Source organism: Amycolatopsis sp. NPDC006131, from assembly GCF_040614175.1.
Taxonomy (GTDB): Bacteria; Actinomycetota; Actinomycetes; order Mycobacteriales; family Pseudonocardiaceae; genus Amycolatopsis_E; species Amycolatopsis_E tucumanensis.
In genome coordinates, this window is sequence record NZ_JBEXTX010000029.1 from 25,690 (window position 1) to 49,696 (window position 24,007).

A 24,007-nucleotide genomic window follows, 5' to 3' on the forward strand; every position below is an offset into this window, starting at 1 on the left:
TGAGGACAGCGTCATGAAGGTCGAAGCCCGGATTTTCGACTTGGTCACCGCTTTCGCGTTCTTCATCGCGATCGTGTACGGCGTGTGGACCGGCCTGGCCAGTGGCTACGGCGTCGAGCCGGTCGGCCTGGTCGCCCTGATCCTGACCGGCGGGCTGTCCCTCCTGGCGGGCAGCTACATGCGGTTCGTCGGCCGTCGGATCGAACCGCGTCCGGAGGACCGCGACGACGCCGAGATCAGCGACGGCGCGGGCGAGATGGGCTTCTTCAGCCCGGGCAGCTACTGGCCGATCGGACTGGCCGCCTCGGCCGCGTTCGTCGGTCTCGGACTGGCGTTCTTCCACATCTGGATGCTGGTCGTCGGCGGCATCCTGATCCTGCTCACGGTCGGCGGCCTGGTGTTCGAGTACCACACCGGCCCCAACCACGAGTGACCTGATCCGCGAAAAGGGCCCGCTCGGTTTCCACCGGGCGGGCCCTTTTCGTTGTAGAGCGCGGGATTTTCAGCCCCTCAGCTCACCGGAAAGCCGCCCAGCGGGCCAGCAGATCCGCCGCAGCGCCGGAATCCACGGCCTCCGCGGCCCGCGACAACCCCGCGGCGAGATCGTCCGTCAGCGACGAGCTGAACCCGGCGTGCGCGGCCAGCGCCCCGGCCGCGTTCAGCAGCACCGCGTCCCGCACCGGCCCCGGCTTGCCCGCCACCAGTTCACGCACCACCTCGGCGTTGGCCGCCGGGTCGCCGCCCCGTAGGTCCTCCGCGGTGGCGCGCGCGATGCCCAGCTCGGCCGGGTCCAGCGACTCGGCCCGCACCGATCCGCCGGACACGACCCAGACCGAGCTGGTCGTCGTCGTGGTCAGCTCGTCGAGGCCGTCGTCACCGCGGACCACCAGCGCCGACGTGCCGCGGCCGGCGAACACCCGTGCCAGCACCTCGGTCTTGTCCGGGAACGCGCACCCGATCAGCCCGGCCGTCGGCTGCGCCGGGTTGGTCAGCGGCCCCAGCAGGTTGAACGCGGTCGGCACGCCCAGCTCGCGGCGCGGCGCGCCCGCGTGCCGGAACCCGGGGTGGAACACCGGCGCGAAGCAGAACCCGATGCCCAGCTCGTCGACGCACCGCTGGACCCCCTCCGGCGGCAGGTCGATCGCCACCCCGAGGGCCTCCAGCACGTCCGCGGTCCCGGCCTTCGACGACGCCGCCCGGTTGCCGTGCTTCACCACCGGCACCCCGGCGGCCGCGGTGACCAGCGAGGCCATCGTCGAGATGTTCACCGACCCGGACCGGTCACCGCCGGTGCCGACGATGTCCACCGCGTCCCGCGCGATCCGCACCCGGCGCGCGTGCGACAGCATCGCGTCCGCGAGGCCGGTGATCTCGGCCGGCGTCTCGCCCTTGGCGCGCAGCGCGACCAGGAAACCGCCGACCTGGGCCGGCGTGGCCTCCCCGGACATCACCTGGTCCATCGCCCACGCGGTGTCCTCCGCGGAGAGGTCGGCGCCGGCGATCAGCTGGTTGAGCAGCGTGGGCCAAGTCTGCGTGCCCATGGTCACCTTTCACGGCCGGCGAACCGGCCTCATTCGGTCGCGGCGCCTCAGCCCCGGACGACCGGGACCCGGCGGGCCCGCAGCACGTCCGCGACCGTCTCCGCCGCGGTCAGCGGGTCGAGCGGATGGACCAGGACGGCGTCGGCCTGCGACCAGGTCGCCAGCCAGCGGTCGTCCTTGCGCCGCACGGCGATCACGATGGGCGGGCAGTCGTCGATCTCGTTCTTCACCTGCCTGCACAGCCCGATGCCGCCGGTCGGCTGGGCCTCGCCGTCCAGGATCGCCAGATCGACCGCGCCCTCGTCCATCTCGGCCAGCACGTCGGCCACTCCGGCGGCCTCGACGTAGTCGACCTGGCCCAGGTCGGTGGCGGGCCTGCGGCCGACCGCCGTGATGATCGACTCCCGCACTTCGGGACGGTGGCTGAACACCAGGATCCGCGTGGACTGTTCGGACAAGTCGACCCTCCGGCTCCGTCGCTGTACTGGTCGTGTCGATGCTAGCCGTCCCGGCCGGTTCCACCCAGGCCCATCGGCTGTAGCGCGTCCCAGCCGAGCCAGTCGCCGTCCAGCCGCTGCGCCAGCCCGGCCATCCGGGCCCGTTCCTGCGCGCAGTGCAGCGCGTCGAGCTTCTGCACGCGCAGCGCGTGCACCCGGACGGGTCCTTCGCCGCCGGGCACGGGGCGCAGCTCCCACCCGTCCTGGGCGAGCACCGACGCGGCCTCGGTGACCCGATCCGGTGGCAGCACCAGGTGGTGGCGCAGAATCGCCGGCTCGTCCGGCCGCCAGCGGTGTGATCTGCCCAGCACCGCCGAGTCGGCTTCGGCGACGTCGAAGGCCTCGGCCACGACCACGACACCCTCGGTGTCCACGGTGAGGTCCGGTCCGCCACGCTTTCGCAGCAGGTCACGAACCCGATCGATGATTCCCACGCCCTGATCCTCACCCTCCGCGTTCGTCACTGTGACCAACACCCCCGGCGCGGCGTGCCGGACCCGACCAAGCAGGTCGCTTCGCAGGGAGACATAATGCGACCCGTGACAACGGCAGCTCCCACCATCAGCCAGCGGGTGCACTCGCTGAACCGGCCGAACATGGTCAGCGTCGGCACGATCGTGTGGCTCTCCAGCGAGCTCATGTTCTTCGCCGGGCTGTTCGCGATGTTCTTCACGGTCAAGGCGCAGAACGACACGGGGGTCTGGCCGCCGATCAACCCGGCGACCGACGAGCCCATCCACCTCGACATCCCGTACGCGCTGCCCTTCACCATCATCCTGGTGGCGTCGTCGTTCACCTGCCAGCTCGGCGTGTTCGCCGCCGAGCGCGGTGACGTCTACGGGCTGCGCCGCTGGTACGTCATCACCCTGATCATGGGCGCGATCTTCGTCGCCGGTCAGGCTGGTGAGTACGTCACGCTTGTCGAGGAGGGCGTGACCATCCCGTCCGGTGCCTTCGGCACGGTGTTCTTCCTGGCGACCGGTTTCCACGGTCTGCACGTGATCGGTGGTCTCGTCGCCTTCGTCTTCTTGCTCATCCGCACCAAGCTGAGCAAGTTCACCCCCGCGCAGGCGACCTCGGCGATCGTCGTGTCCTACTACTGGCACTTCGTCGACATCGTGTGGATCGGCCTGTTCGCGGTCATCTACATCATCCCGTGACCGCGCCAGCCACCCCATGGACCGGCCTGAACTGACAGCAAGGGTTGCCGAAGAATGACCACCAGCAAGAACACCTCCAGGCGCCGCTTCGGCGCCCGCACCAAGCTGCGCCGCCGCATCGCCGGCGCGCTCGCGCTCGGTGTGGCGCTGGTCGGCGCCGGCCTGGGCTACGCCCTCCTGGTGCCGCAGCCGCAGACCGCGCAGGCGCAGGACGACCCGGCGCAGCTGCGCCTCGGCCAGCAGGTCTACAACAACAGCTGCATCAGCTGCCACGGCGCGAACCTGCAGGGCGTCGAGGACCGCGGCCCGAGCCTGATCGGCGTCGGTGACGCGGCGGTGTACTTCCAGACCTCGTCCGGCCGCATGCCCGCGGTCCGCCAGGAGGCGCAGGCCGAGCGCAAGCCGGCCAAGCTGACCCCCGAGGAGATCGACGCGGTCGGCGCCTACATCCAGGCCAACGGCGGCGGCCCGGAGCGGCCCGCCGAGTCCGGCGAGGCGCTGCGCGGTGACAACCCGGCGCGCGGTGGCGAGCTGTTCCGCCTCAACTGCGCGTCGTGCCACAACTTCACCGGCCAGGGCGGCGCCCTGTCCGCGGGCAAGTTCGCGCCGGAGCTCGGCCCGGCCAGCGAAGAGCAGATCTACACGGCGATGCTGAGCGGTCCGCAGAACATGCCGAAGTTCTCCGACCGGCAGCTCACCCCCGAGGAGAAGCGGGACATCGTCGCCTACGTCAAGTCCGTGTCCGACGGGAACAACAACCCCGGTGGCAACGGCCTGGGCGGCCTTGGGCCGGCCTCGGAGGCGCTCGTCGCGTGGATCGTCGGCATCGGCGCCATCGTCGGCGTGACTTTGTGGATTGGATCGAGGGCATGACTAGCATGGAAGAGCACCCGGGCGCCGGGCGCGAGCCGGGGGTTCCCCAGCCTTCCGAGGCCGAACTGGCCGAGATGGACCGCGACCAGCTGGTCAAGCTGGGCACCAAGCTCGACGGCGTCGAGCTGGTCGACTACCCGGACCCGTGGCCGGTCAAGGGCACCCGAGCGGAGAAGCGCGCGGAGCGGGTCGTGGCGCTGTGGTTCACCATCGCGGCGCTGGCCGGTCTCGGCTTCCTGGTGACCATCTGCTGGCCGGAGTGGTGGGAGTACAAGGCCCCGGACACCGGCGAGTACGAGCGGTACGCGCTCTACACGCCCGTCCTGGGCTTCACGCTCGGCCTGTCGATCCTCGCGCTGGGCATCGGCGTGCTGCTCTACACGAAGCGGTTCATCCCGAACGAGCTCGCGGTGCAGGAGCGCCACGACGGCGACGGCAAGGGCTCGGCCGAGATCGACCGCAAGACGATCGTCGCGCAGCTTGCCGACGCCGGTAACCGCAGCACCATCGGCCGCCGCTCGCTGGTCAAGCGCACCGCGGGCCTCGGCGCCGGCGTGATGGGCCTCGGTCTGGTCGCGCTGCCGGTGGCGTCGTTCATCAAGAACCCGTGGAAGGACCCCGAGTCCAAGGACAACCTGGCCCACACCCCGTGGAAGCCGGAGTACCCGGGCGAGGTCGTCTACCTGCGCCGCTACACCGGCAAGACCGGCGAGGTCGTCCTGCTGCGCCCGGAGGACCTGGACGCGGGCGCGATGGAGACGGTCTACCCGTTCCGGGAGAGCGAGCGCGGCGACCACGAGAAGCTGGCCGCGGTCTTCATGCGCGCGGACGCCCCGGTCATGCTGATCCGCCTGCGTCCCGAGGACGCCCAGCGGGTCGTCAAGCGTGAGGGGCAGGAGGACTTCAACTTCGGCGACTACTACGCCTACACGAAGATCTGCAGCCACGTCGGCTGCCCGACTTCGCTGTACGAGCAGCGGACCAACCGGATCCTGTGCCCGTGCCACCAGTCGCAGTTCGACGCCCTGCACTACGCCAAGCCCATCTTCGGCCCGGCGACCCGCGCGCTTGCGCAGTTGCCCATCACGGTCAACGATGAGGGGTACTTCGTGGCGCGGGGAGACTTCATCGAGCCGGTCGGCCCCGCCTATTGGGAGCGCAAGTCATGAGTTCACTCACCACGCCGACACGGGGCTCCAGCATGCTGGAGCGGCACGCCGCCGAGGCCGCGAACAACATGGACCAGCGGTACCGCCTGGCCAAGGGCCTGCGGCACCAGATGAACAAGGTCTTCCCGACCCACTGGTCGTTCCTGCTCGGTGAGATCGCGCTCTACAGCTTCATCGTCGTGATCATCACGGGTGTCTACCTGACCCTGTTCTTCGATCCGTCGATGTCCGAGGTCGTCTACAACGGGCCGTTCAAGAACCTGCAGGGCGTCGAGATGTCCCGCGCGTTCCAGACGACCCTGGAGATCTCGTTCGAGGTCCGCGGCGGTCTGTTCGTCCGCCAGCTGCACCACTGGGCCGCGCTGGTGTTCGTCGCGGCGATGATGGTGCACATGTTCCGGATCTTCTTCACCGGAGCGTTCCGCAGGCCGCGCGAGGCCAACTGGGTCATCGGCGCGCTGCTGCTGATCCTGGGCATGTTCGAGGGCTTCTTCGGCTACTCGCTGCCGGACGACCTGCTGTCGGGCACCGGTATCCGCGCCACCCTGTCGGGCATCGTGCTCTCGGTGCCGATCATGGGCACCTGGCTGCACTGGGCGCTGTTCGGCGGGGAGTTCCCCGGCGACGAGATCGTGCCGCGCATGTACACGCTGCACATCCTGCTGCTGCCGGGCATCATGCTCGCGCTGGTCGGTGTGCACCTGGCGCTGGTCTGGTACCAGAAGCACACCCAGTTCCCTGGCGTGCGGCGCAAGGAGACCAACGTCGTCGGCGTGCGGATCATGCCGGTGTTCGCCGCGAAGGCCGGTGCGTTCTTCGTCATCGTCACCGGCATCCTGTCGATCATGGCGGGCATCTTCCAGATCAACCCGATCTGGAACCTGGGCCCGTACAACCCGGGGCAGGTGTCGGCGGGCTCGCAGCCGGACTGGTATCTCGCCTGGGCCGACGGCATGCTCCGGATCTTCCCCGCGTGGGAGCTCTACCTGGGCAACTACACGGTCCCGGCGGTGTTCTTCGCAGGCGCGGTCTGGATGCCGATCCTGTTCGCGCTGCTGATCGGCTACCCGTTCATCGAACGGAAGCTGTCCGGCGACACCGCGCACCACAACCTGCTGCAGCGCCCGCGTGACGCACCGGTCCGCACCTCGATCGGCATGATGGCGCTGGCGTTCTTCATGGTGATCGAGCTGTCCGGGTTCAACGACATCATCGCGGACAAGTTCAACATCTCCCTGAACGCGACCACGTGGGCCGGCCGCATCGGCATCCTGGTGCTGCCGCCGCTGGCGTACTTCATCACCTACCGGATCTGCCTGGGCCTGCAGCGGTCCGACCGGGAGGTGCTGGAGCACGGCATCGAGACCGGCATCATCAAGCGCCTGCCGCACGGTGAGTTCATCGAGATCCACCAGCCGCTGGGCGGTGTGGATGACCACGGCCACGCCATCCCGCTGGAGTACCAGGGCGCGGCGGTGCCGAAGAAGATGAACAAGCTCGGCGCGGCCGGGCGGGCGGTGCCGGGCACGATGCTGGCGCCGGACCCGGTCGAGGAGACCGCGGCGCTCGACCGGGCCCGCGGCAACGGGCACGGCAACGGCCACGTCCCCGGCGAGCTGCCCGAGAAGGGTGAGGTCCCCTCGGGCTGGAAGACGCCGGACCACTAAGTCACGGTCACGAGAAGGGCCCCCGGAGCGATCCGGGGGCCCTTCCTCGTTCCTGGGTTCAGTCGGCGTCCTCGACGCCGATCGCGAACGCGGACTCGGTGTCGGCGGTGGAGTAGGACCGGAACGCGATGTGCGTGTCGGTGTCGATCACGCCCGGCACCTTGCCGATCTTGGCCGGGATGAGGTCGGCGAGCTCCTCGTGGGCGTGCACCCGCACGATCGCGATCAGGTCGACGTCCCCGGCGCACGAGTACACCTCCGCCACGCCGTCGATGTCGGCGATCGCCTGCGCGGTCTCCGGGATGCTGTCCGCCACGGCATGGATCAGCACGATCGCGGTGATCACTCGCGTCCTCCTCGCGTAATTGGGTAGCGCGGCGATCGTAGCTCCCCGCGTCCCTACCCGGCCTGCTCGAGCGACACGGCGGTGGCGACCTGCTCCAGCCAGCCGCGCCACGGACCGGCGCCGTGCGCGGGCTCCGACCAGGGCACGGCCGTGCGCACCAGGCGGACGCCGGGCCGGGTGAGCCAGCGCAGCAGGATCGACGTCTCCTCAGGCGGCGCCCCGTACAGGGGCCCCGGGCCGGGCTCGACCGTCTCCGCGGACGCCACGAGCTGCTCGACCACCGGCATCGGCGGCACACCGCGGCGGGCCACGCCGGCCGAGGCCAGCCTGCCGTGCCGGATCACCGCGAACTCCCACCCGCGGTTGCCGTCCGGGGCCGCCGCGACCAGCTCCGGGATCGCGGCCAGCGACGACAGCCGGTGGGCCCGGTCGACGGCGCGCACCAGCACGGCGAGCTCGTCCCGCCGCCGCGCCGCCTGCTCGAAGTGCTCGGCTCCGGCCAGGTCGTCGAGCTGGCGGCGCGCGGACTCCAGCGGCCGGGCGCCGCGCCCGGCGACCAGGTCGACGATCGCGTGCACGCCAGGGGAGTACTCCTCGACGCTTTGCCTGCCGGCGCACGGCGCGCCGCACCGGCCGAGCTCGGCGAGCGCGCACGGCCGGCCGGACGGCGAGTGCGCGGAGATCCGCTGGGTGCACGTGCGCAGGCCGACGGCGCCGGCCAGGGCGTCCGCCGCGATCTTGGCCGTGACCTGCGAGGAGAACGGGCCGAGGGCGCCGTCCTTGGGCAGCCGCACCACGGACAGGCGCGGGAAGGCCTCGTCGGTGAGCACGATCCACCACGACTTGCGCGGGTTCTTGGAGCGCCGGTTGTAGGAGGGCCGGTGCGCGGCGATCAGCCGCAGCTCCCGGACCTGGGCCTCCAGCGCGTGGCTGCACTCGATGCCGTCGACCCGCTCGGCGAGGGCGACCATCTCGCGGATCCGGCCGCGGCTTTCCGAACCGGTGAAGTACTGGCGCACCCGGCGGCGCAGGTTGCTCGCCGTTCCGACGTACAGGACCTCGTCGCCCGGCCCGCGGAACAGGTAGACGCCAGGGCATTCCGGCAGGTGGGCCGCCATCCCGCGCTTGCGCCGCTGGGCGGACGTCACCTCGGGCAGGTAGTCGAGCAGTTCCTCCAGCGACTGCACCCCGACGTTGCCGACCCGCTCCAGCAGCGCGTGCAGCACGTGCACGGTGGCGCGGGCGTCGTCCAGCGCGCGGTGGTTCGGCGTCACCGGCGAGCCGAACAGGGCCGCCAGCGCGGACAGCCGGAAGCTGGGGCTGTCCTGCCGCGTCAGCACGCGCCGGGCGAGGCGGACCGTGCACACCACGGCGGGCTTCGGCCACGGGTAGCCGTGGTGCAGGCAGGCCGCCCGCATGAACGACGTGTCGAACGGCGCGTTGTGCGCGACCAGCACCGCGCCGCTGGCGAACTCCAGGAACGCGGGCAGCACGCGGTCGATCTTCGGCGCGTCGTGCAGCATCGCCGAGGTGATGCCGGTCAGCGCCACGATCTGCGGCGGGACGGGCATCCCGGGGTCGACGAGGGTGGCGAACTCACCCAGCACCTCGCCGCCACGGACCTTGACCGCGCCGATCTCGGTGATGCCGTCCGGGCCCGGCTTGGTCCCGGTCGTCTCCAGGTCGAACACGACGAACGTGGTGTCCCGAAGCGGCGTGCCGAGTTCGTCGAAGGTCAGTTGCGCGCCGTCCGCGAGTTGCATGATCGGCACCATAAGGAGGGGGACCGACAATCCCGGATCACGGCACGAACGGTGATCGTTACCGAAGCGGACTACCCTGAACGGATGTTTCCCTCAGTGCACGCCGAAGAGCCCGAAGACCCCGGTCTCCGGGCGCCCGCGGCGAGCGCGCGCCCGGAGCCGGACACCAAGTCCGTGAACTGGCGCGATCTGCCGGAGCCGGTGCGCGGCCGGCTCGCCGAGCTGGCCGCCGAGGCACTGGGGAAGATCCCGCGCATCGACATCCCGCAGCAGCTGCGGCCGGTCGCGAAGTTCGCCCCGGCCAAGCGCGCGAAGCTGGGCGGTGCGGCGCTCCTCACAACCCTGGAGGATTCGACCGCGTTCCGCACCGCCGTCCTGGAGTGGGTGCGCGAGTACCGGCCGGACGCGCTCGACCCGAACGACCCGGACCCGGTGGCCGCCGCGGTGGCGGCCGTCCTGCTCGGCGAGGCCAGCGCGGCGACGCGTGTGCGGCTGGTGGTCAAGAACGCCGCGGAGACGGCGCTGCGGGCCGAGCGCGACGCGGCGGTGGCGCGCAGCCAGCGGCTGGAGGCGGAGCTCGCGCGCGTGCGCGAGGAGCTGGCGGAGGCGCGGGAGGCGATCGAGGGCGCCCGCGTGGAGCGCGAGGAGGAGCTGGCGAAGCTGCGCAACCGGCTCCGGGAGCAGGGCACGCAGCTGCGGCAGGCCAAGGACGCCGCCGAGGAGGCGCGTGAGCTGCTGGCGCAGGCCGACGTGCGGCGGGAGCAAGAGGTGGCCGCGGTGACCGCTCAGCTGGAGCGTGAGCGCCAGCGCGCGGCTTCCGAACGGGCGCGGGCCGAGCGGGCGGCGGCGGACGCGGAGATCGCGCGCCAGTCCGCGAAGGAGGCCCGCGAGGCGGACGAGGTGCGCCTGTCGCTGCTCGTCGACACCCTGCAGGGCGCGGTCACGGGGTTGCGGCGGGAGCTGGCGCTGGACACCAGCGCGCGGCGCCCGGCGGACACCGTGCTGGGTGCTACATCGGGCACCGGGGCCGGGCGGCAGGTGCGGGACCCGGCGGTGCTGGACCGGCTGCTCGCGTTGCCGAGCGTGCACCTGATCGTCGACGGCTACAACGTCACCAAGACCGGCTACCCGGAGCTGACGCTGGCCGACCAGCGGAACCGGCTGGTGCAGCAGCTCGGCGCGCTGGCGGCGCGGACGGGCGCGGAGATCACCGTGGTGTTCGACGGCGCCGAGGTGATGTCGGTGCCGACCGTGAGCGCCCGCGGGGTGCGCGTGTTGTTCTCCGACCCCGGCGTGATCGCGGACGACGTGATCCGGTCGCTGGTCGCGGCCGAGCCGCAGGGCCGCCCGCTGGTCGTGGCCTCGACCGACCGCGGAGTGGCCGACTCGGTCCGGCGATCGGGGGCGCACCCGGTGGCGTCGGCGGTGCTGCTGGCGCGTCTCGGACGGGTCTAGAGATTTTTTTCGGCGGTGTTTCCGCAGGTCAGCGGTTTTCTCGCACACCGTTGGTCCATTCGTTCGATACGCGAGCCCGAAATTGTCGGTGGTCACTCGTACCGTGCATCCCAGTAGCAACGAGGAGGCACGCCATGAACGACAACACCGTGATCATCGAGTGCAACCGGTGCACGCTGAGGGGCCGCGCCTGCGGCGACTGCGTGCTGAGCGCCGTGGTCGACGCCCCGCCGGTCGTCGAACTCGACTTCGAGGAACTCGCCGCGGTCGAGTTGCTCGCCGACGCGGGCCTGGTGCCGCCGCCCCGAACGATCTCCCGAGGCCGGCGCCCGCATGTGCGGCTGCCCGAGCGCCGCGCGGGCTGACCCACGCGCTCGGGCGGTCTCGGGGGCTGCCGGACATACTCGGGCGCCTCGGGGTGGATGGGGGAGCGACCCGGCACGGCAAGGGAACCTTGGTTGCGGTTTCGAGCGGAAATTGTGCGCGCGCCGTCGTGGTAGGCGGCGCCCGCGTGCGCGGATAGAGCCCCACCGCGACGGCCAGGGGCCGACCGCGTCCCCGACACGCGCGGACGGATTCTGCGCTCGCGGTTCGAGTGGCAACCGTGCGCATGCCGTCGTGGCGGGCGGCGGCTGCGTGCGGATAGAGCCCGACAGGGGTGGCCGGGGCGACCGCAAGCCGACACGCGGCGGAACCGTGGTCGCGGTTCAAGTGGCAAGCGTGTGCGTGTCGTCGTTCCGGCCGGCCCCTCCGCGCGTGAATGACCCCCTCTACGGGGGCCGGGGGCCGACCGCGCGTCCCCACGCGCAGACGGAACCTCCGGTCGCGGTTCGAGCGGCGTGCGTGCGCCGTCGTTCCGGCCGGCCGTTCCGCGCCCGAAATGGCCGAACCACGGCGGCCGGGCACCCACCGCGCCCCGACACGCCGAAGAAGACAAACGGTCGCTTCGAGCGGCAAACGGTCAGTAGTCGTGATCCTGCCGACTGTTGCCTTGGTCACACCCACAGGGGAACCGCTGGTCCGAACGGGAAGAGAGGTGATTACGCAAAGTTTTTACCTGGTGCCTGGTGGACGCGACGGCGGTCGTTTCGTAACCTGGCCGAGATCTCGCGCCCGGCAGCCGTCGCGCCCGCGGCGGCGACGCGAGATTGTCGCCGTAGCAGCTTGTCGGGGAGCTGTGCCGGACCCACGCATGGACCCAGGTGCGCTACCCCCTGCGTCTGGACATGCCGGGTTACCGTCGTAGACCGGTTCGGGTGCTTGTGTCCGCCCGCGCCGGTGCAGTGTGGAGGGTCCCCCGACCTCCTGCGACGGCCGGCGGCGACATGAGTGCAAAGGAGACACGCGCGGCGTGCAGTCGCAACCCATCAAGCGCGTGGTCGCAGGAGCCCTCGCCGCCGCCGCGGTACTCGCGGTCGGTGGTTTCCCCACGGCTCCGGCCGGCGCGGTCCCCCTCCCCGCCCCACAGCAGCCCGCCACCTCGTCGGACGCCCTGGCGCAGTACCGGCAGCTCGCCGCGCAGGCCGAGCAGCTGAACGAGGAGGCCATGCAGGCGCAGGCCGACCTCGACGCCAAGCAGGCCGACCTGGACCGGGCCAACGCCGACCTGGCAGCCGCCAACGCGGCCGGTGAGCAGGCGCTCATCGCGAAGAACCAGTACCAGGGCGTGGTCGACCAGTTCGCCGACGCCTCGTTCGTCGGCGGCGTGCAGTTCAACAAGCTGTCCGCCTTGCTGAACGGCACCTCGGCGCAGGACTTCCTGGAGCGCTCCTCCGCTCTGGAAGTGCTCGCCGACGAGAAGAACAAGGCGCTCGCCGACTACAACGCGGCGATCCAGGCGGCTGCCAACGCCCAGGCCGCGGCAGCCGACGCCCAGACGCGCTCGCAGGTCGCCAAGGACGCGGCCGCGACGCTGCTGAACGACCTGCACGCCCGGCAGGCCGCGCTGCAGGCGCAGCTCGACCAGCTGGACCAGGTGCGCCAGCGGCTCACCGCGTCCGAGCGGGCCGCGCAGAAGGACACGGGCGGCCTCGCGCCGAACGTGCCCGCCCCGACGGCGGCCGCCCAGGAGGCGATCGACGTCGCGCTGAGCAAGCTCGGCAGCCCGTACGGCTGGGGCGACACCGGCCCCAGCTCGTTCGACTGCTCGGGCCTGACGCTGTACGCCTACAAGGCGGCGGGCATCACCCTGCCGCGCACGAGCCAGCAGCAGGCCACGGCCGGTGTCGCGGTCTCGCGGGCCCAGCTGCAGCCCGGCGACCTGGTGTTCTTCGGTTCGCCGATCCACCACGTGGGCATCTACCTGGGCGACGGCAAGATGGTGCACGCCCCCGAGACCGGGGACGTCGTCAAGATCTCGCCGTTGCAGAACAACTACGTCTCGGCCCGCCGCGTCGCGGTGAGCTGAGTTCGGCAACACGTCAGGGGCGGCACCGGCCACAACCGGAGCCGCCCCTGACTCGTTCCGGGGGCCGCCGCACCCGGAACCGTCCCGGCGCTCCCTAGTAGTCTCCAGCCCGTGCTTCGGACCCTGCTGGTGACCAACGACTTCCCGCCGCGGCCCGGGGGGATCCAGAACTACCTGAACTCCTTCGCGCGCCTGCTGCCGCCGGACCAGCTCGTCGTCTACGCACCCTCCTGGGACAAGCCCTCCGGCTCGCACCCCGAGTTCGACGCCGCCGCGCCGTTCGAGGTGGCCCGGCACCCCACCTCGCTGATGCTGCCCACCCCGGACGTGCTCCGCCGCGCCAAGGACATCCTGCGCGCACACGACTGCCAGGCCGTCTGGTTCGGCGCCGCGGCCCCGCTGGCGCTGCTCGCCCAGCCGCTGCGGGCCGCGGGCGCGGACTGGGTCGTCGCGAGCACGCACGGGCACGAGGTCGGCTGGTCGATGCTGCCGCTGGCCCGCCAGGCGCTGCGCCGCATCGGCGACACCACCGACGTGATCACCTACGTCAGCAAGTACACCCGCGGCCGGTTCGCGTCGGCGTTCGGCCCGTCCGCCGGGCTGGAGCTGCTGCCGCCGGGCGTCGACCCGGACGTGTTCAAACCGGACCCCGCCGCCCGCGACGAGATCCGCGCCCGGCACGGCCTCGGCGACCGGCCGACCGTCGTGTGCGTGTCCCGGCTCGTGCCGCGCAAGGGCCAGGACATGCTCATCCACGCCCTCCCCGAACTGCGCCGCCGCGTCCCGGACGTCGCACTCCTGCTCGTCGGCGGCGGCCCGTACCGGAAGTCCCTGGAACGGCTCGCCGAGGCGCAGGGTGTCGCCGACGATGTCGTGTTCACTGGTTCGGTGCCGTGGCCCGAGCTGCCCGCGCACTACGCAGCCGGCGACGTCTTCGCCATGCCCGCCCGCACCCGCGGCAAGGGACTGGACGTGGAAGGCCTCGGGATCGTCTACCTGGAGGCCTCGGCGACGGGCCTGCCGGTCGTCGCGGGCAACTCGGGCGGCGCCCCGGAAACCGTTCTCGACGAGGTGACCGGCCACGTCGTCGACGGCCGCGACGTCCACCAGCTGGTCGAGACCCTCACCCCGCTGCTCAACGACCCGTCGCGCGCCCGCAAGATGGGCGTCGCGGGCCGGAACTGGGTGACCGAGCAGTGGCGGTGGGACCTGCTGGGCGCCCGGTTGCGCGCGTTCCTCAGCGGAGAGCCTGCCGTCGCCCCCTGACCGTCACGCGGTCCGCTCCAGCACTGCCGGGTGCCGCGGGTCGTCGGCGCGCACCACCACGTCGGCTATCTCCGCGGGCCGCACCTCTTCCTCGTACCGCTCGAACGCGGGCAGCGCCCACTGCTCGTCTTCGGGCAGGCGGCGCCGCAACGCCCCCGGGGACAGCTGCAGGTGCACGGTCAGCTCGAACGGCAGGCCACGCCCGAGCAACATCTCGCCGTCCACGACCAGCACGCCCGGCGCGGGCAGCGGCACCCGCGCGGACCTTGTCGAGCGGTCGCGAGCCGCGTCCCACAGCGCGGGCAGCACCTCGCCGCTTCCGTTGCGCCCCAACGGGTCCAGCACCTCGCGGCGCAACGCGCCTTCGTCCAGCCAGGACCAGTAGCGGGAGTCCGGGTTCTCCCTGCCGTACTCGAAGCGCAGCGACGCGGGCCGCATGAAGTCCACAGTGGACACGCGCTGCACCGCGCGGCCGCCGAGCCGCAGCGGGTCGACCAGCGCGTCGGCGAGTGCCGCGGTGCCCGACGGGCCGTCCACGGCGATCCGCACCCACGGCGCGTCCAGCACGAGCACCCGCTCGGCCAGTTCCCCGGCGAGGCGTTCGAAGGTGATGGGGCGATACCGCACGATCTCCCATCGTGCCCCATGACCGGGCCGGAACTGTCGGTGCCTCCTGCCATCATGAGCCCATGACCAAGGAAGTGGGCCGGACCGCCGACGCGGGCTGGCAGGTCGGCGTCTCCCGGACGCTGCCGTACCCGGCCGCCGCCGTCTGGGAGTTCCTGACCAGCAGGGCCGGCGCCGAGATCTGGCTCGGCGCCGTCGTCCCCGGTGGCAAGGGGGAGCGCTACGAGACGGCCGGCGGCACGACCGGCGAGGTCCGCAGTTACCGCGAGCTGGACCGCATCCGGCTGACCTGGCGGCCGAAGGACTGGGACCACGACTCGACGGTGCAGGTGACGGTTTCGCCGTCGGGCGACCGGACGGTCGTGCGCTTCCACCAGGAATGGCTGGCTGACGCCGAGGAGCGCGCCGCGCAGCGGGAGCACTGGAAGGGGGTGGTGGACCGGGTCGCCGACGCGCTCGCGGCCCGGTGAGCCGGGCACCAATCGCGCCCGCTGCCCGTTGACGACTTGCCGGAGCACGAACGCCACTGGGAGGACCACGAAATGCGCGTGGTGGACGAACCGATCGAGCTCGACGACGACATCATCCAGGACCCGCACGCCCTCTACCGCGCGTTGCGCGAGGAGGGCCCGGTCCGGCCCGCGATCATGCCTCGCGGGTTGCGGGTCTGGCTGGTCTCGGGGTACGCGGAGGCCAAGGCACTGCTCGCGGACCCGCGGCTGAGCAAGGACGCCAACCGGGCGCAGGAGCTGTTCCAGATGCGCCTGACGGCGACCGGGGGGACGGGCGGCGACGACCCGTCGGGCAGCCTGCTGCGCCACCACATGCTCAACAGCGACCCGCCGGACCACACGCGGCTGCGCAAGCTGGTCAACAAGGCCTTCACCGCGCGCACCGTCGCCGCCCTGCGGCCGCGCATCGAGCAGATCACCGACGAGCTGCTGGACGCCGTGGCCGCGCGCGGCCGGGTGGACCTGCTGGACGCGTTCGCCTACCCGCTGCCGATCACGGTGATCTGCGAGCTGCTCGGCATCCCGGAGGAGGAGCGCGGCGACTTCCGCGAGTGGTCGAACACGCTGCTCAACTCCGGGCCCGAGGACGACTTCCACGCCGCGGCCCGCTCGATGGCCGGCTACCTCACGGCGCTGGTCGCGGCCAAGCGCGCGGCGCCGACCCAGGACCTGCTGTCCGACCTGGTGCACGTGTCGGACGAGGGTGACCAGCTGTCGCCGGAAGAGCTGGTGGCGATGGCGTTCCTGCTGCTCGTCGCCGGGCACGAGACGACGGTCAACCTGATCGGCAACAGCGTGCTGGCGTTGCTGCGGCACCCGGACCAGATGGCGGCTCTCCGGGCCGACCCATCGCTGCTGCCCGGCGCCGTCGAGGAGTTCCTGCGGTTCGAGGGGCCGATCAACATCGCGACCCTGCGGTTCACGGTGGAACCGGTGCCGATCGGCGACGTGGAGATCCCGGCGAACGAGTTCGTGATGGTCTCGCTGGTGGGCGCCAACCGCGACGGCGAGCGGTTCCCGGAGCCGGACCGCCTGGACGTCACCCGCCCGGCCGGTGGTCACCTGGCCTTCGGCCACGGCATCCACTACTGCGTCGGGGCGCCGCTCGCCCGGCTCGAAGCGGAGGTCGCCCTTGGCCGCCTGCTCGAGCGCTTCCCGGTGATCGAGCTCGACGGCGACCCGGGCGAGCTCCGCTGGCGGGAGAGCACGCTCGTGCACGGCCTGAACACGTTGCCGGTGGTGGTCCGCTGAAGCGTCAGTGGTGGTCGTGGCGGTGCCGGTAGACGACCACCGCCATGGCCACGCCCATCAGGCCGTGACCGATGCCCATCAGCGCGCCGCCGGAGATCACGCCGGCCCAGTACGGCACGAGCAGCACCGCGAACGGCACGTACATCCACACGGTCATCTCGAACGCCGAGCGCCGGCTGTGCCGCCGGAGCCGCATCCACGTGGCCATCGGCAGGGCCATCTCGGTCGCCATGATCATCGCCCGCCAGTCGGTGCGGTCCAGGACCGCCGACCAGCCCGCCGCGTCGAAACCCAGCCGAACGAGCGGTCCGAGGATCGCCATGCCCAGGCCCATGGCGATCCACATTTCGGCATAGTGCAGCACGGCCCGCCGGGTGGTGGACGAGCGCAGGGACAGGGTGGTCATCCTCATCGCCTCCAGAACGGATAGCTGTACTATCTGAAATGGGAAGCTACTCTACCCATGAGGCTGTGTCCAGAGGGAGGAACGCCGGATGCGCATGGCGGAGCTGAGCCGGGAGTCGGGCGTCCCGGTCGCGACGATCAAGTACTACCAGCGCGAAGGCCTGCTCCCGCCCGGCGAGCTGACCAGCCCCAACCAGGCCCGCTACGGGCCCGCGCACGTGCGGCGGCTGAAACTGGTGCGTGCCCTGCTGGAGATCGGCGGCCTGTCGGTGGCCGCGGTCGGCGAGGTGCTGAGCGCGATCGACGACCCGGCCACGTCGACGCACGACATCCTCGGCCTGGCTCAGCACGGCCTGCCGGTGGCGAAGCCGGAGGTGACGGCCGACGACCGCGCCTGGGCGCTGAGCCGCATCGAGGAGGTGGCTCGGCGGCGGGGCTGGGAGGTGCACGCCGGATCGCCGGTGGTCGAGTCGCTGGTGGGTGTGCTGTGCGCGCTCCGGGAGGTCGGGCACGAGTGGGTGCTGGACGAACTCGACAGCTACGCCGAGGCGGCGGCCTCGGTCGCCGAGAGGGATGTGTCGGCGGTGGCCCGGCTGGGCGCCACCGAGGCGGTGGTCGAGGGTGCGGTGGTCGGCACTGTTCTCGGCGACGCGTTGTTCGCAGCTTTGCGGCGCATGGCGCACGCGGAGGTCTCGCGGCGGCAGTTCTCCGGCTAGGGCCGGCTCGCGGGGACGGGGGAACCCGGGATGTGCCGCGCCGGGGTGGGTGCCACCGAGGCGGTGGTGGAGGGTGCGGTGGTCGGTCTCGCGGCGGCAGTTGTCCGGGTGGGGCCGCTCGCGGGGACGGGGATCCCGGGCTGTGCGCGCCGGGTGGGGGCTGCCGTGGCGGTGGTGGAGGGTGCGGTGGTCGGTCTCGCGGCGGCAGTTGTCCGGGTGGGGCCGGCTCACGGGGACGAGGCCCGGGATGTGTCGCGCCGGGTGGGGCGCCATCGAGGCGGTGGTCGAGGGTGCGGTGGTCAGTCTCGCGGCGGCAGTTGTCCGGGTGGGGCCGCTCGCGGGGGCGGGGATCCCGGGATGTGCCGCACCGGGTGGGGCGCCACCGAGGCGGTCGTCGAGGGTGCCGTGATCGGTCTCGCGGCGGCAGTTCTCCGGGTAGGGCCGGCTCACGGGGACGGGGGACCCCGGACGTGCCGCACCGAGCCGTGCGCTCACCCGCGGTCATCCCGCGTCCGCCGCACCCTGGTCCGGTCCCCAGCCGCGCACGGCGTCGAGCGCGGCTGGGGGACCAGTCGCGAGGGTGGTCTGAAGCGCTAATACCTGCCACCGTGAATAATTCACCCAATCCAGTGTGACCGGGGACACTCAGCCCACCGTCGTGCACCCTCAGTCACGTTTCGTGTCGATCATCAAGCTGCTCGGTGACCTGTGTCACGCACACTGATGGCCTGACGTCAATACGCCGTTACTCATCAGTCATGACCCTTTGTGAACAAAACGTGAGATTTTCTTTGCATACCGGACATCCCGGGCGTTTTTCGGTATCTCTGGTGCTACAGGCCGTCACTGGGGCCGGTCTTCCTCGGTTCATCCCCAAGTTCGGGCACTTCCGCACCGGAGGCGTGAATGATTGACAACTCTGCTCAGGAGCGTGAGCACGCTCCGCCCCGCTCGTGGCGGTCCGCGCTGGACAACCTCCGCCACGACGTGCCGGCCTCGCTGGTCGTCTTCCTCGTCGCGATCCCGCTGTCGCTGGGCATCGCGCTGGCCTCCGGGGCGCCGATCGTCGCCGGGCTGATCGCCGCGATCGTCGGCGGCATCGTGGCCGGCGCGCTCGGCGGCGCGCCGCTGCAGGTCAGCGGCCCCGCCGCGGGCCTGACGGTGATCATGGCGGAGACCATCAACGAGTTCGGCTGGGCCGCCACCTGCGCCATCACCGTCCTGGCGGGCGCGCTGCAGATCCTGCTCGGCCTGAGCCGGATCGCGCGCGCCGCGCTCGCCCTGTCCCCGGCCATCGTGCACGGCATGCTGGCCGGCATCGGGGTCACGATCGTGCTGGCCCAGCTGCACATCGTGCTGGGCGGCAGCGCGCAGAGCTCGCCGATCGACAACCTGCTGCAGCTGCCGGCGCAGATCCTCGACCCGCACGGCCCCGCCACCCTGATCGGCCTGATCACCATCGGCATCCTGCTCGTGTGGGGCAAGCTCCCCGCCGCGGTGCGGAAGGTGCCCGGTCCGCTCGCCGCGATCGTCGCGGTCACCGTGTTCTCGCTGGTCGCCGGCCTGGAGGTGCCGCGCGTCGACATCCCGGCGAACGTGCTCGACATCAGCTTCGCGCCGGACTTCCCGGACACCGGCTGGTTCGACTTCGGCGTCGCCGTCGTCACCATCGCGCTGGTCGCGAGCGTCGAGAGCCTGCTCTCCGCCGTCGCCGTCGACAAGATGCACACCGGCCCGCGCGCGAACCTCAACCGCGAGCTGCTCGGCCAGGGCGCGGCCAACATGACCTCGGGCGCGCTCGGCGGCCTGCCGGTCACCGGCGTGATCGTGCGGAGTTCGACCAACGTGCAGACCGGCGCCCGCACCCGCGTTTCCGCCGTCCTGCACGGCGTCTGGGTGCTGCTGTTCGTCGCCGTGCTCGCCGGGCTGCTGCGCAACATCCCGCTGGCCGCGCTCGCCGGCCTGCTGGTGCACGTGGGCGCGAAGCTGGTCAACCTCAACCACATCAAGCAGGTGCTGCGGCACGGTGACCTGCCGGTCTACCTGATCACGCTGCTCGGCGTCGTGGCCATCGACCTGCTCACCGGTGTGCTGATCGGCGTCGCCGCTGCCGCGCTGATCATGCTCCGCCGCCTGCTGTGGTCCGGCATCCACGCCGAGCGCGACGGCGACAAGTGGCGCGTCGTCGTCGAGGGGGCGTTGTCCGCGCTCTCGATCCCGCGCCTGACCTCGGTACTGGGCACCATCCCGCGCGGCGCGACGGTGACCCTCGAACTCGTCGTGGACTACCTCGACCACGCGGCGTTCGACACGCTCTCGGCCTGGCAGCACTCCCACGAGGAGGCCGGCGGCCAGGTGATCGTGGACGAGATCGGGCACCCCTGGTTCGAGCGGGGCAAAGCAGGCGAGCCGACCGTGCACAAGGCCAAGGCCCAGCGGATCGCGCCGCGCTGGTTCGCCCCCTGGTCCGACTGGCAGCAGGCCCAGCAGGAGGAGCCGGTCGAGGTTCCGGAGCAGCGGCAGCCGCGGGAGAGTTCGATGCGGCGCGGCATGGTCGAGTTCGAGCGGCGCACCTCGGAGCTGGTCCGCCCGATCCTGGGCAAGCTGGCCGACACGCAGAACCCGGAGACGCTGTTCATCACCTGCGGCGACGCGCGGATCGTGCCGAACCTGATCACCAGCAGCGGGCCGGGCGACCTGTTCACTGTGCGCAACATCGGCAACCTGGTGCCGGACCATGAGACGTGCGCGGCGGGTTCGGACGCGTCCATCGGCGCCGCGGTCGAGTTCGCGGTCGGGGTGCTCAAGGTGCGCGAGATCGTGGTGTGCGGGCACTCGTCGTGCGGCGCGATGAAGGCGCTGCTCGGTGGCGTGCCGGCGGGCGCGCCCGCGCTGGAGTCCTGGCTCCGGCACGCCTCGCCGAGCGTGGAGCGGGCGAAGACGCACGCGCCGATCCGGATCGGCGACTCGCTGCCCGCGTCCGAGGCCGACCAGCTGGCGCTGCACAACATCCTGCAGCAGCTGGACCGGCTGCGGGAGTACCCGACGGTCGCGGCCGCCGAGGCCCGCGGCGAGGTCGACCTGGTGGGGATGTACTTCGAGGTCGGCGCCGCCCGGGTGCACCTGTACGACCCGAAGGCGAACGCCTTCGTCTCGGCCGACAGCGTCGACGGCGTCGTGAACGGGACCGAGGAGAGCAACCCGATGGTCACCGGGTAGCCACACACCGGAAAGCCGGCCGGCCGGCGCCGGTATTAATGTCGGATCCCGTGAGCGTGCTGGTGGTGACCGGGACCGGAACCGGCGTCGGCAAGACCGCGGTGACCGCGGCCCTCGCCGCGCTCGCGCGCGCCGAGGGCCGCCAGGTGGCCGTGCTGAAACCCGCGCAGACCGGGGTCGCCCCCGGCGAGCCCGGCGACATCGACGAGGTGACCCGCCTGGCCGGGGAGGTCACCGCCCGCGAGCTGCGCCGTTACCCCGACCCGCTCGCCCCGGAGGCCGCGGCGCGGCGCAGCGGCATCGCGCCGGTCGGGCCTGCCGAGGCCGCGGGGGCGGCGAGCGAGCTGGCCGAGACGCACGACCTCGTGCTGGTCGAGGGCGCCGGAGGACTGCTGGTGCGCTTCGACGCCGACGGCGGCACCCTCGCCGACGTCGCGTGGTCGTTGTCCGCGCCGCTGCTGGTGGTCGCCGAGGCCGGGCTCGGCACCCTCAACGCGACGGCCCTCACAGCCGAGGTCGCGACCGCGCGTGGTCTCAACGTGCTCGGTGTCGTCATCGGGTCCTGGCCCGCGCAGCCGGACCTGGCCGCCCTGTGCAACGTGTCCGACCTGCCGGTGGCCGCCGGATCGCCCCTGCTCGGCGCCCTCGCCGAGGGTGCGGGCGGGCTGGACCGCGACGCCTTCCTGGAGGCCGCGCGCGCCGGGCTGTCGCCGTGGTTCGGCGGCGACTTCGACGCCGAACGGTTCGAAAAAGGCCTGAACGCCCAGTCCTGACCCGCGTTCTCCGGGTGAACCCGGCGGCTGGATCGGCGACGCGGCCGACACGGTGCGTACACGGGTGGGGTGACCGGCTAATCTCGGTGCGGCGGATCAAGCGGCAACGGAAAGAGGTGCGGTGGCCGACTCGTCGCCGGTGCAGGCCAGGCCGGGAGCACCCGGTCCGGAGCTGTCCGCTGTGCTGTTCCACCGGCGGCCACCCCAGCCGCGGGTGGTCGTGAAGGCCGACCTGCTGCCCGCGGTCAGCCTGCTGTCGCTGATCGGCGTGCTCGGCATCCCGCTCGGCTGGCTCTGGTCGGTGCTCGCCCCGCCCGAACGGGTGCGCGTGTTCGACGGCGGCCAGCTGATCCCGTTGCAGCTGGAGAGCTGGCACCGCTTCGACGACCTCGCGATCTACGCGTTGCTGGGCCTCGGCCTGGGTGTGGTCACCGGGGCCGCGGTGTGGATGCTGCGCGAGCGGCGCGGGCCCGTGGTGCTGATCGCCGCGGTGCTCGGCGGCCTGCTCGCTGCCTGGCTCGGCGTCCAGATGGGTGTGGCCTTCGCCAACAGCGCCTACGCGGTCACGACCACGCCGGCGGTCGGCGACGTGATCGAACGGGCGCCGCGCATCGAGTCGTTGTGGGTCCTGGTGGCCCAGCCGCTGGGCACCGCGCTGGCCTACGGCCTGCTCGCCGGCTGGAACGGCCGCGACGACCTCGGCCGCAGGCTGGGCTAGGTCCTGTCCTGTAGTTGATCCAGCTGTGGTGCGGGCGTGGGCGCGGATCGAGGCGTTGCTGCCGGTGTCGGGTCGGGGTCGGCGGTGGCGGCGTCGTACGGGCGCACCTCGTGCTGCTGGCGGCTAGCAACAGGGGCTGCGCGCCCGGCGTCGAGGCGCTCGCGGTCGACAGGGCTGCCGCTGCGGGTGCTGCTCACTGGAGGCCAGGCCGGTGACGATCCGCAACTGCTGCCGCTCCCGCCTTCGACTCTGAGGCCTGCAAGCGGCGCAACGTGGTCGAACGCTGTTTCAACCGGCTGAAACAGTTCCGCGACCCGGCTGGCCGCCATCATCCTCTGGCTCCGATGACTTACCGGACACTTCCTGGAAACGCGAAACGGCCGGGACCCCGTGCTCGGGGTCCCGGCCGTTCGGCTTGTCTCAGGCCGCCTCGGCGCGCCGGCGGGAGCGGATCAGGCTGCGCCGCTCCTGCTCGGTGGTGCCGCCGAAGATGCCGTTGTCGAGACCGGAGTCCAGTGCGTAGGCCAAGCATTCGGCGCGCACCGGACAGCTTGCGCACACCGCCTTGGCCCGTGCGACCTGCCGGGCGCCCGGGCCCATTTCGGACACGGGGAAGAACAGCTCAGGGTCCTCGTCCCGGCAGGCGGCACGAGTACGCCAGTCGATCACGTCGCGGCTCATGGCGTGCCGCCTCCTTCCATGCGTTTCGTTTCTCAGCTGGCGCTCCAGGCACCAGCAAGGGTGACAGGCACGCGTCAGGGCCCATCTGGTTTTTCTTGCTGCGGTATCTGGGTTGCCACGCCGGGCTCGGATCAATCACCTTGATCCGGCGGGCTGGTGGCAGGGGCTGTTGCCAGCGCCGAAGGTCCAACGGTACCAGGAAGATCGTTGTTCCCGCTCACCTGCGGAAACGTTGTGGCCAGCGTCTCAGTTCAGGCTGGCGGGCAGACCGAGCTGGATCAGCTCGGGTGGGGGAGCGGGCACCGCGCGCAGCTTCGACAGGAAGCCGGCCTCGCGCCGCAGCATGCGGCTGACCATCCGCAGCCGGCGCAGCGGCTGGGTCTCTTCGAGCAGCTGCTGCCGGTCGGCCAGCGGCAGCAGGCAGTCGGCGGCGAGCAGGTACGACAGCGCGCCCGGCCCGGTCTCCGATTCCGGCGCCGCCCACGAGTCGCGGTGCCAGGCGGCCTCGCAGTACGCCGCGTGCGCGGACAGGGCCGCGTCGCGCAGCCCGGCGACCGCCTGTCCGGCGGCAGGCGGCAGCGGGGCGTCGTCGACCCATTCGACGGTGCCGACGAGGTAGGGCGCGCGGCTGTTGTCGATGTCCAGCACGCGGAAGCGGCGCTCGCCGCGGGTGATGATGTCGAACCGGCCGTCGGGCAGCCGCTCGCTCTCGCCGAGCAGCGCGGTGCAGCCGATGCCGTGGACGTGGTCTAGGTGCTCGACCTCACGCACCGCGGAGTTCCGGATCGCGACGATCCCGAACCGGCGGTCCGGGATCGTGCCGGTCAGCAGGTCGACCGCGAGCTGCCGGTAGCGCGGCTCGAACAGGTGCAGCGGCAGCGTCGCGCCGGGCAGCAGGACGGTCTGCAGAGGGAACAGGGGGATGGTCTCTGTCGTTCTTTCCTGCCGCTCCGCATCCACG

At 71.8% G+C, this 24,007-nt stretch carries 24 protein-coding genes; 15 read left to right on the forward strand and 9 right to left on the reverse strand.

Annotated features, from left to right (window positions below; genetic code table 11):
• Positions 1 to 13 precede the first annotated feature (13 nt).
• On the forward strand, positions 14 to 433 hold the full coding sequence (locus tag ABZ215_RS17405; protein WP_017984060.1) for a cytochrome c oxidase subunit 4: 420 nt from the start codon (positions 14 to 16) through the stop codon (positions 431 to 433).
• An 82-nt stretch (positions 434 to 515) separates the two neighbouring features.
• Here ABZ215_RS17405 and trpD read toward each other — a convergent pair whose 3' ends face one another.
• The 3 genes from trpD to ABZ215_RS17420 are packed head-to-tail and all read right to left on the reverse strand — an operon-like array spanning position 516 to position 2,472.
• Complete coding sequence (gene trpD, locus ABZ215_RS17410; RefSeq protein WP_237338193.1) at positions 516 to 1,541, reverse strand: anthranilate phosphoribosyltransferase; 1,026 nt, start codon at positions 1,539 to 1,541, stop codon at positions 516 to 518.
• Positions 1,542 to 1,588: 47 nt separating this feature from the next.
• The gene (locus ABZ215_RS17415) at positions 1,589 to 1,999 is read right to left on the reverse strand and encodes a hypothetical protein (protein ID WP_354950269.1); all 411 of its coding nucleotides are present in this window, start codon (positions 1,997 to 1,999) and stop codon (positions 1,589 to 1,591) included.
• 41 nt (positions 2,000 to 2,040) lie between these two features.
• Positions 2,041 to 2,472, reverse strand: coding sequence for a hypothetical protein (locus tag ABZ215_RS17420; RefSeq protein ID WP_354950270.1), 432 nt, complete (start codon positions 2,470 to 2,472; stop codon positions 2,041 to 2,043).
• A 96-nt stretch (positions 2,473 to 2,568) separates the two neighbouring features.
• Here ABZ215_RS17420 and ABZ215_RS17425 point away from each other — a divergent pair, with 96 nt between their 5' ends.
• From ABZ215_RS17425 to ABZ215_RS17440, 4 genes are read left to right on the forward strand one after another with little or no spacing between them, the layout of a single operon-like run.
• Positions 2,569 to 3,198: a heme-copper oxidase subunit III gene (locus ABZ215_RS17425; RefSeq protein WP_039791891.1), complete on the forward strand. Its 630-nt coding sequence runs from the start codon at positions 2,569 to 2,571 to the stop codon at positions 3,196 to 3,198.
• Between the two features lie 54 nt (positions 3,199 to 3,252).
• Positions 3,253 to 4,071, forward strand: a complete 819-nt coding sequence (locus ABZ215_RS17430; protein ID WP_017984055.1) for a cytochrome c — start codon at positions 3,253 to 3,255, stop codon at positions 4,069 to 4,071.
• A gap of 5 nt (positions 4,072 to 4,076) precedes the next feature.
• Complete coding sequence (locus ABZ215_RS17435; protein WP_020421864.1) at positions 4,077 to 5,240, forward strand: ubiquinol-cytochrome c reductase iron-sulfur subunit; 1,164 nt, start codon at positions 4,077 to 4,079, stop codon at positions 5,238 to 5,240.
• The gene (locus tag ABZ215_RS17440; RefSeq protein WP_027936433.1) at positions 5,237 to 6,907 is read left to right on the forward strand and encodes a cytochrome bc complex cytochrome b subunit; all 1,671 of its coding nucleotides are present in this window, start codon (positions 5,237 to 5,239) and stop codon (positions 6,905 to 6,907) included. The genes ABZ215_RS17435 and ABZ215_RS17440 overlap by 4 nt, the downstream gene beginning before the upstream one ends.
• Before the next feature lie 58 nt (positions 6,908 to 6,965).
• Here ABZ215_RS17440 and ABZ215_RS17445 read toward each other — a convergent pair whose 3' ends face one another.
• Together ABZ215_RS17445 and ABZ215_RS17450 are read right to left on the reverse strand one after the other, a co-directional pair.
• Positions 6,966 to 7,253 (reverse strand): Lrp/AsnC ligand binding domain-containing protein, encoded by a 288-nt coding sequence (locus ABZ215_RS17445; protein WP_020421862.1) that lies wholly within the window; start codon positions 7,251 to 7,253, stop codon positions 6,966 to 6,968.
• A gap of 53 nt (positions 7,254 to 7,306) precedes the next feature.
• A complete protein-coding gene (locus ABZ215_RS17450) occupies positions 7,307 to 9,028 on the reverse strand; it encodes a DEDD exonuclease domain-containing protein (RefSeq protein ID WP_354950271.1) in 1,722 nt (573 codons plus the stop codon).
• 72 nt (positions 9,029 to 9,100) lie between these two features.
• Here ABZ215_RS17450 and ABZ215_RS17455 point away from each other — a divergent pair, with 72 nt between their 5' ends.
• From ABZ215_RS17455 to ABZ215_RS17470, 4 genes are all read left to right on the forward strand, one after another.
• Positions 9,101 to 10,471 (forward strand): NYN domain-containing protein, encoded by a 1,371-nt coding sequence (locus tag ABZ215_RS17455; protein WP_235716261.1) that lies wholly within the window; start codon positions 9,101 to 9,103, stop codon positions 10,469 to 10,471.
• A gap of 134 nt (positions 10,472 to 10,605) precedes the next feature.
• A complete protein-coding gene (locus ABZ215_RS17460; protein WP_020421859.1) occupies positions 10,606 to 10,836 on the forward strand; it encodes a hypothetical protein in 231 nt (76 codons plus the stop codon).
• 986 nt (positions 10,837 to 11,822) lie between these two features.
• The gene (locus tag ABZ215_RS17465; protein ID WP_020421858.1) at positions 11,823 to 12,878 is read left to right on the forward strand and encodes a C40 family peptidase; all 1,056 of its coding nucleotides are present in this window, start codon (positions 11,823 to 11,825) and stop codon (positions 12,876 to 12,878) included.
• Between the two features lie 111 nt (positions 12,879 to 12,989).
• Positions 12,990 to 14,144, forward strand: coding sequence for a glycosyltransferase family 4 protein (locus ABZ215_RS17470; protein WP_354950272.1), 1,155 nt, complete (start codon positions 12,990 to 12,992; stop codon positions 14,142 to 14,144).
• 3 nt (positions 14,145 to 14,147) lie between these two features.
• Here ABZ215_RS17470 and ABZ215_RS17475 read toward each other — a convergent pair whose 3' ends face one another.
• Positions 14,148 to 14,771, reverse strand: a complete 624-nt coding sequence (locus ABZ215_RS17475; protein WP_354950273.1) for a uridine kinase — start codon at positions 14,769 to 14,771, stop codon at positions 14,148 to 14,150.
• Between the two features lie 62 nt (positions 14,772 to 14,833).
• Between ABZ215_RS17475 and ABZ215_RS17480 the strand changes: the two genes are divergently transcribed.
• Together ABZ215_RS17480 and ABZ215_RS17485 are read left to right on the forward strand one after the other, a co-directional pair.
• Positions 14,834 to 15,241, forward strand: a complete 408-nt coding sequence (locus ABZ215_RS17480) for an SRPBCC domain-containing protein (RefSeq protein ID WP_354950274.1) — start codon at positions 14,834 to 14,836, stop codon at positions 15,239 to 15,241.
• A 72-nt stretch (positions 15,242 to 15,313) separates the two neighbouring features.
• A complete protein-coding gene (locus ABZ215_RS17485; RefSeq protein WP_354950275.1) occupies positions 15,314 to 16,534 on the forward strand; it encodes a cytochrome P450 in 1,221 nt (406 codons plus the stop codon).
• A gap of 4 nt (positions 16,535 to 16,538) precedes the next feature.
• Here the strand turns inward: ABZ215_RS17485 and ABZ215_RS17490 are convergent, their stop codons facing one another.
• On the reverse strand, positions 16,539 to 16,940 hold the full coding sequence (locus ABZ215_RS17490) for a hypothetical protein (protein WP_354950276.1): 402 nt from the start codon (positions 16,938 to 16,940) through the stop codon (positions 16,539 to 16,541).
• A gap of 88 nt (positions 16,941 to 17,028) precedes the next feature.
• Between ABZ215_RS17490 and ABZ215_RS17495 the strand changes: the two genes are divergently transcribed.
• The 4 genes from ABZ215_RS17495 to ABZ215_RS17510 all read left to right on the forward strand — a co-directional run bounded on the left by ABZ215_RS17495 (position 17,029) and on the right by ABZ215_RS17510 (position 22,365).
• On the forward strand, positions 17,029 to 17,655 hold the full coding sequence (locus ABZ215_RS17495; protein ID WP_237338187.1) for a MerR family transcriptional regulator: 627 nt from the start codon (positions 17,029 to 17,031) through the stop codon (positions 17,653 to 17,655).
• A gap of 906 nt (positions 17,656 to 18,561) precedes the next feature.
• Positions 18,562 to 20,874, forward strand: coding sequence for a bifunctional SulP family inorganic anion transporter/carbonic anhydrase (locus ABZ215_RS17500; RefSeq protein ID WP_354950277.1), 2,313 nt, complete (start codon positions 18,562 to 18,564; stop codon positions 20,872 to 20,874).
• A 38-nt stretch (positions 20,875 to 20,912) separates the two neighbouring features.
• The gene (gene bioD / locus ABZ215_RS17505) at positions 20,913 to 21,647 is read left to right on the forward strand and encodes a dethiobiotin synthase (protein ID WP_354950278.1); all 735 of its coding nucleotides are present in this window, start codon (positions 20,913 to 20,915) and stop codon (positions 21,645 to 21,647) included.
• Positions 21,648 to 21,819: 172 nt separating this feature from the next.
• Entirely contained in the window at positions 21,820 to 22,365 is a 546-nt protein-coding gene (locus ABZ215_RS17510; protein ID WP_354950295.1) for a DUF2567 domain-containing protein, read from the forward strand.
• Positions 22,366 to 22,785: 420 nt separating this feature from the next.
• Here ABZ215_RS17510 and ABZ215_RS17515 read toward each other — a convergent pair whose 3' ends face one another.
• A complete protein-coding gene (locus ABZ215_RS17515; protein WP_017984038.1) occupies positions 22,786 to 23,046 on the reverse strand; it encodes a WhiB family transcriptional regulator in 261 nt (86 codons plus the stop codon).
• Positions 23,047 to 23,292: 246 nt separating this feature from the next.
• On the reverse strand, positions 23,293 to 24,006 hold the full coding sequence (locus ABZ215_RS17520; protein WP_354950279.1) for an LON peptidase substrate-binding domain-containing protein: 714 nt from the start codon (positions 24,004 to 24,006) through the stop codon (positions 23,293 to 23,295).
• Between the last annotated feature and the right edge of the window lies 1 nt (position 24,007).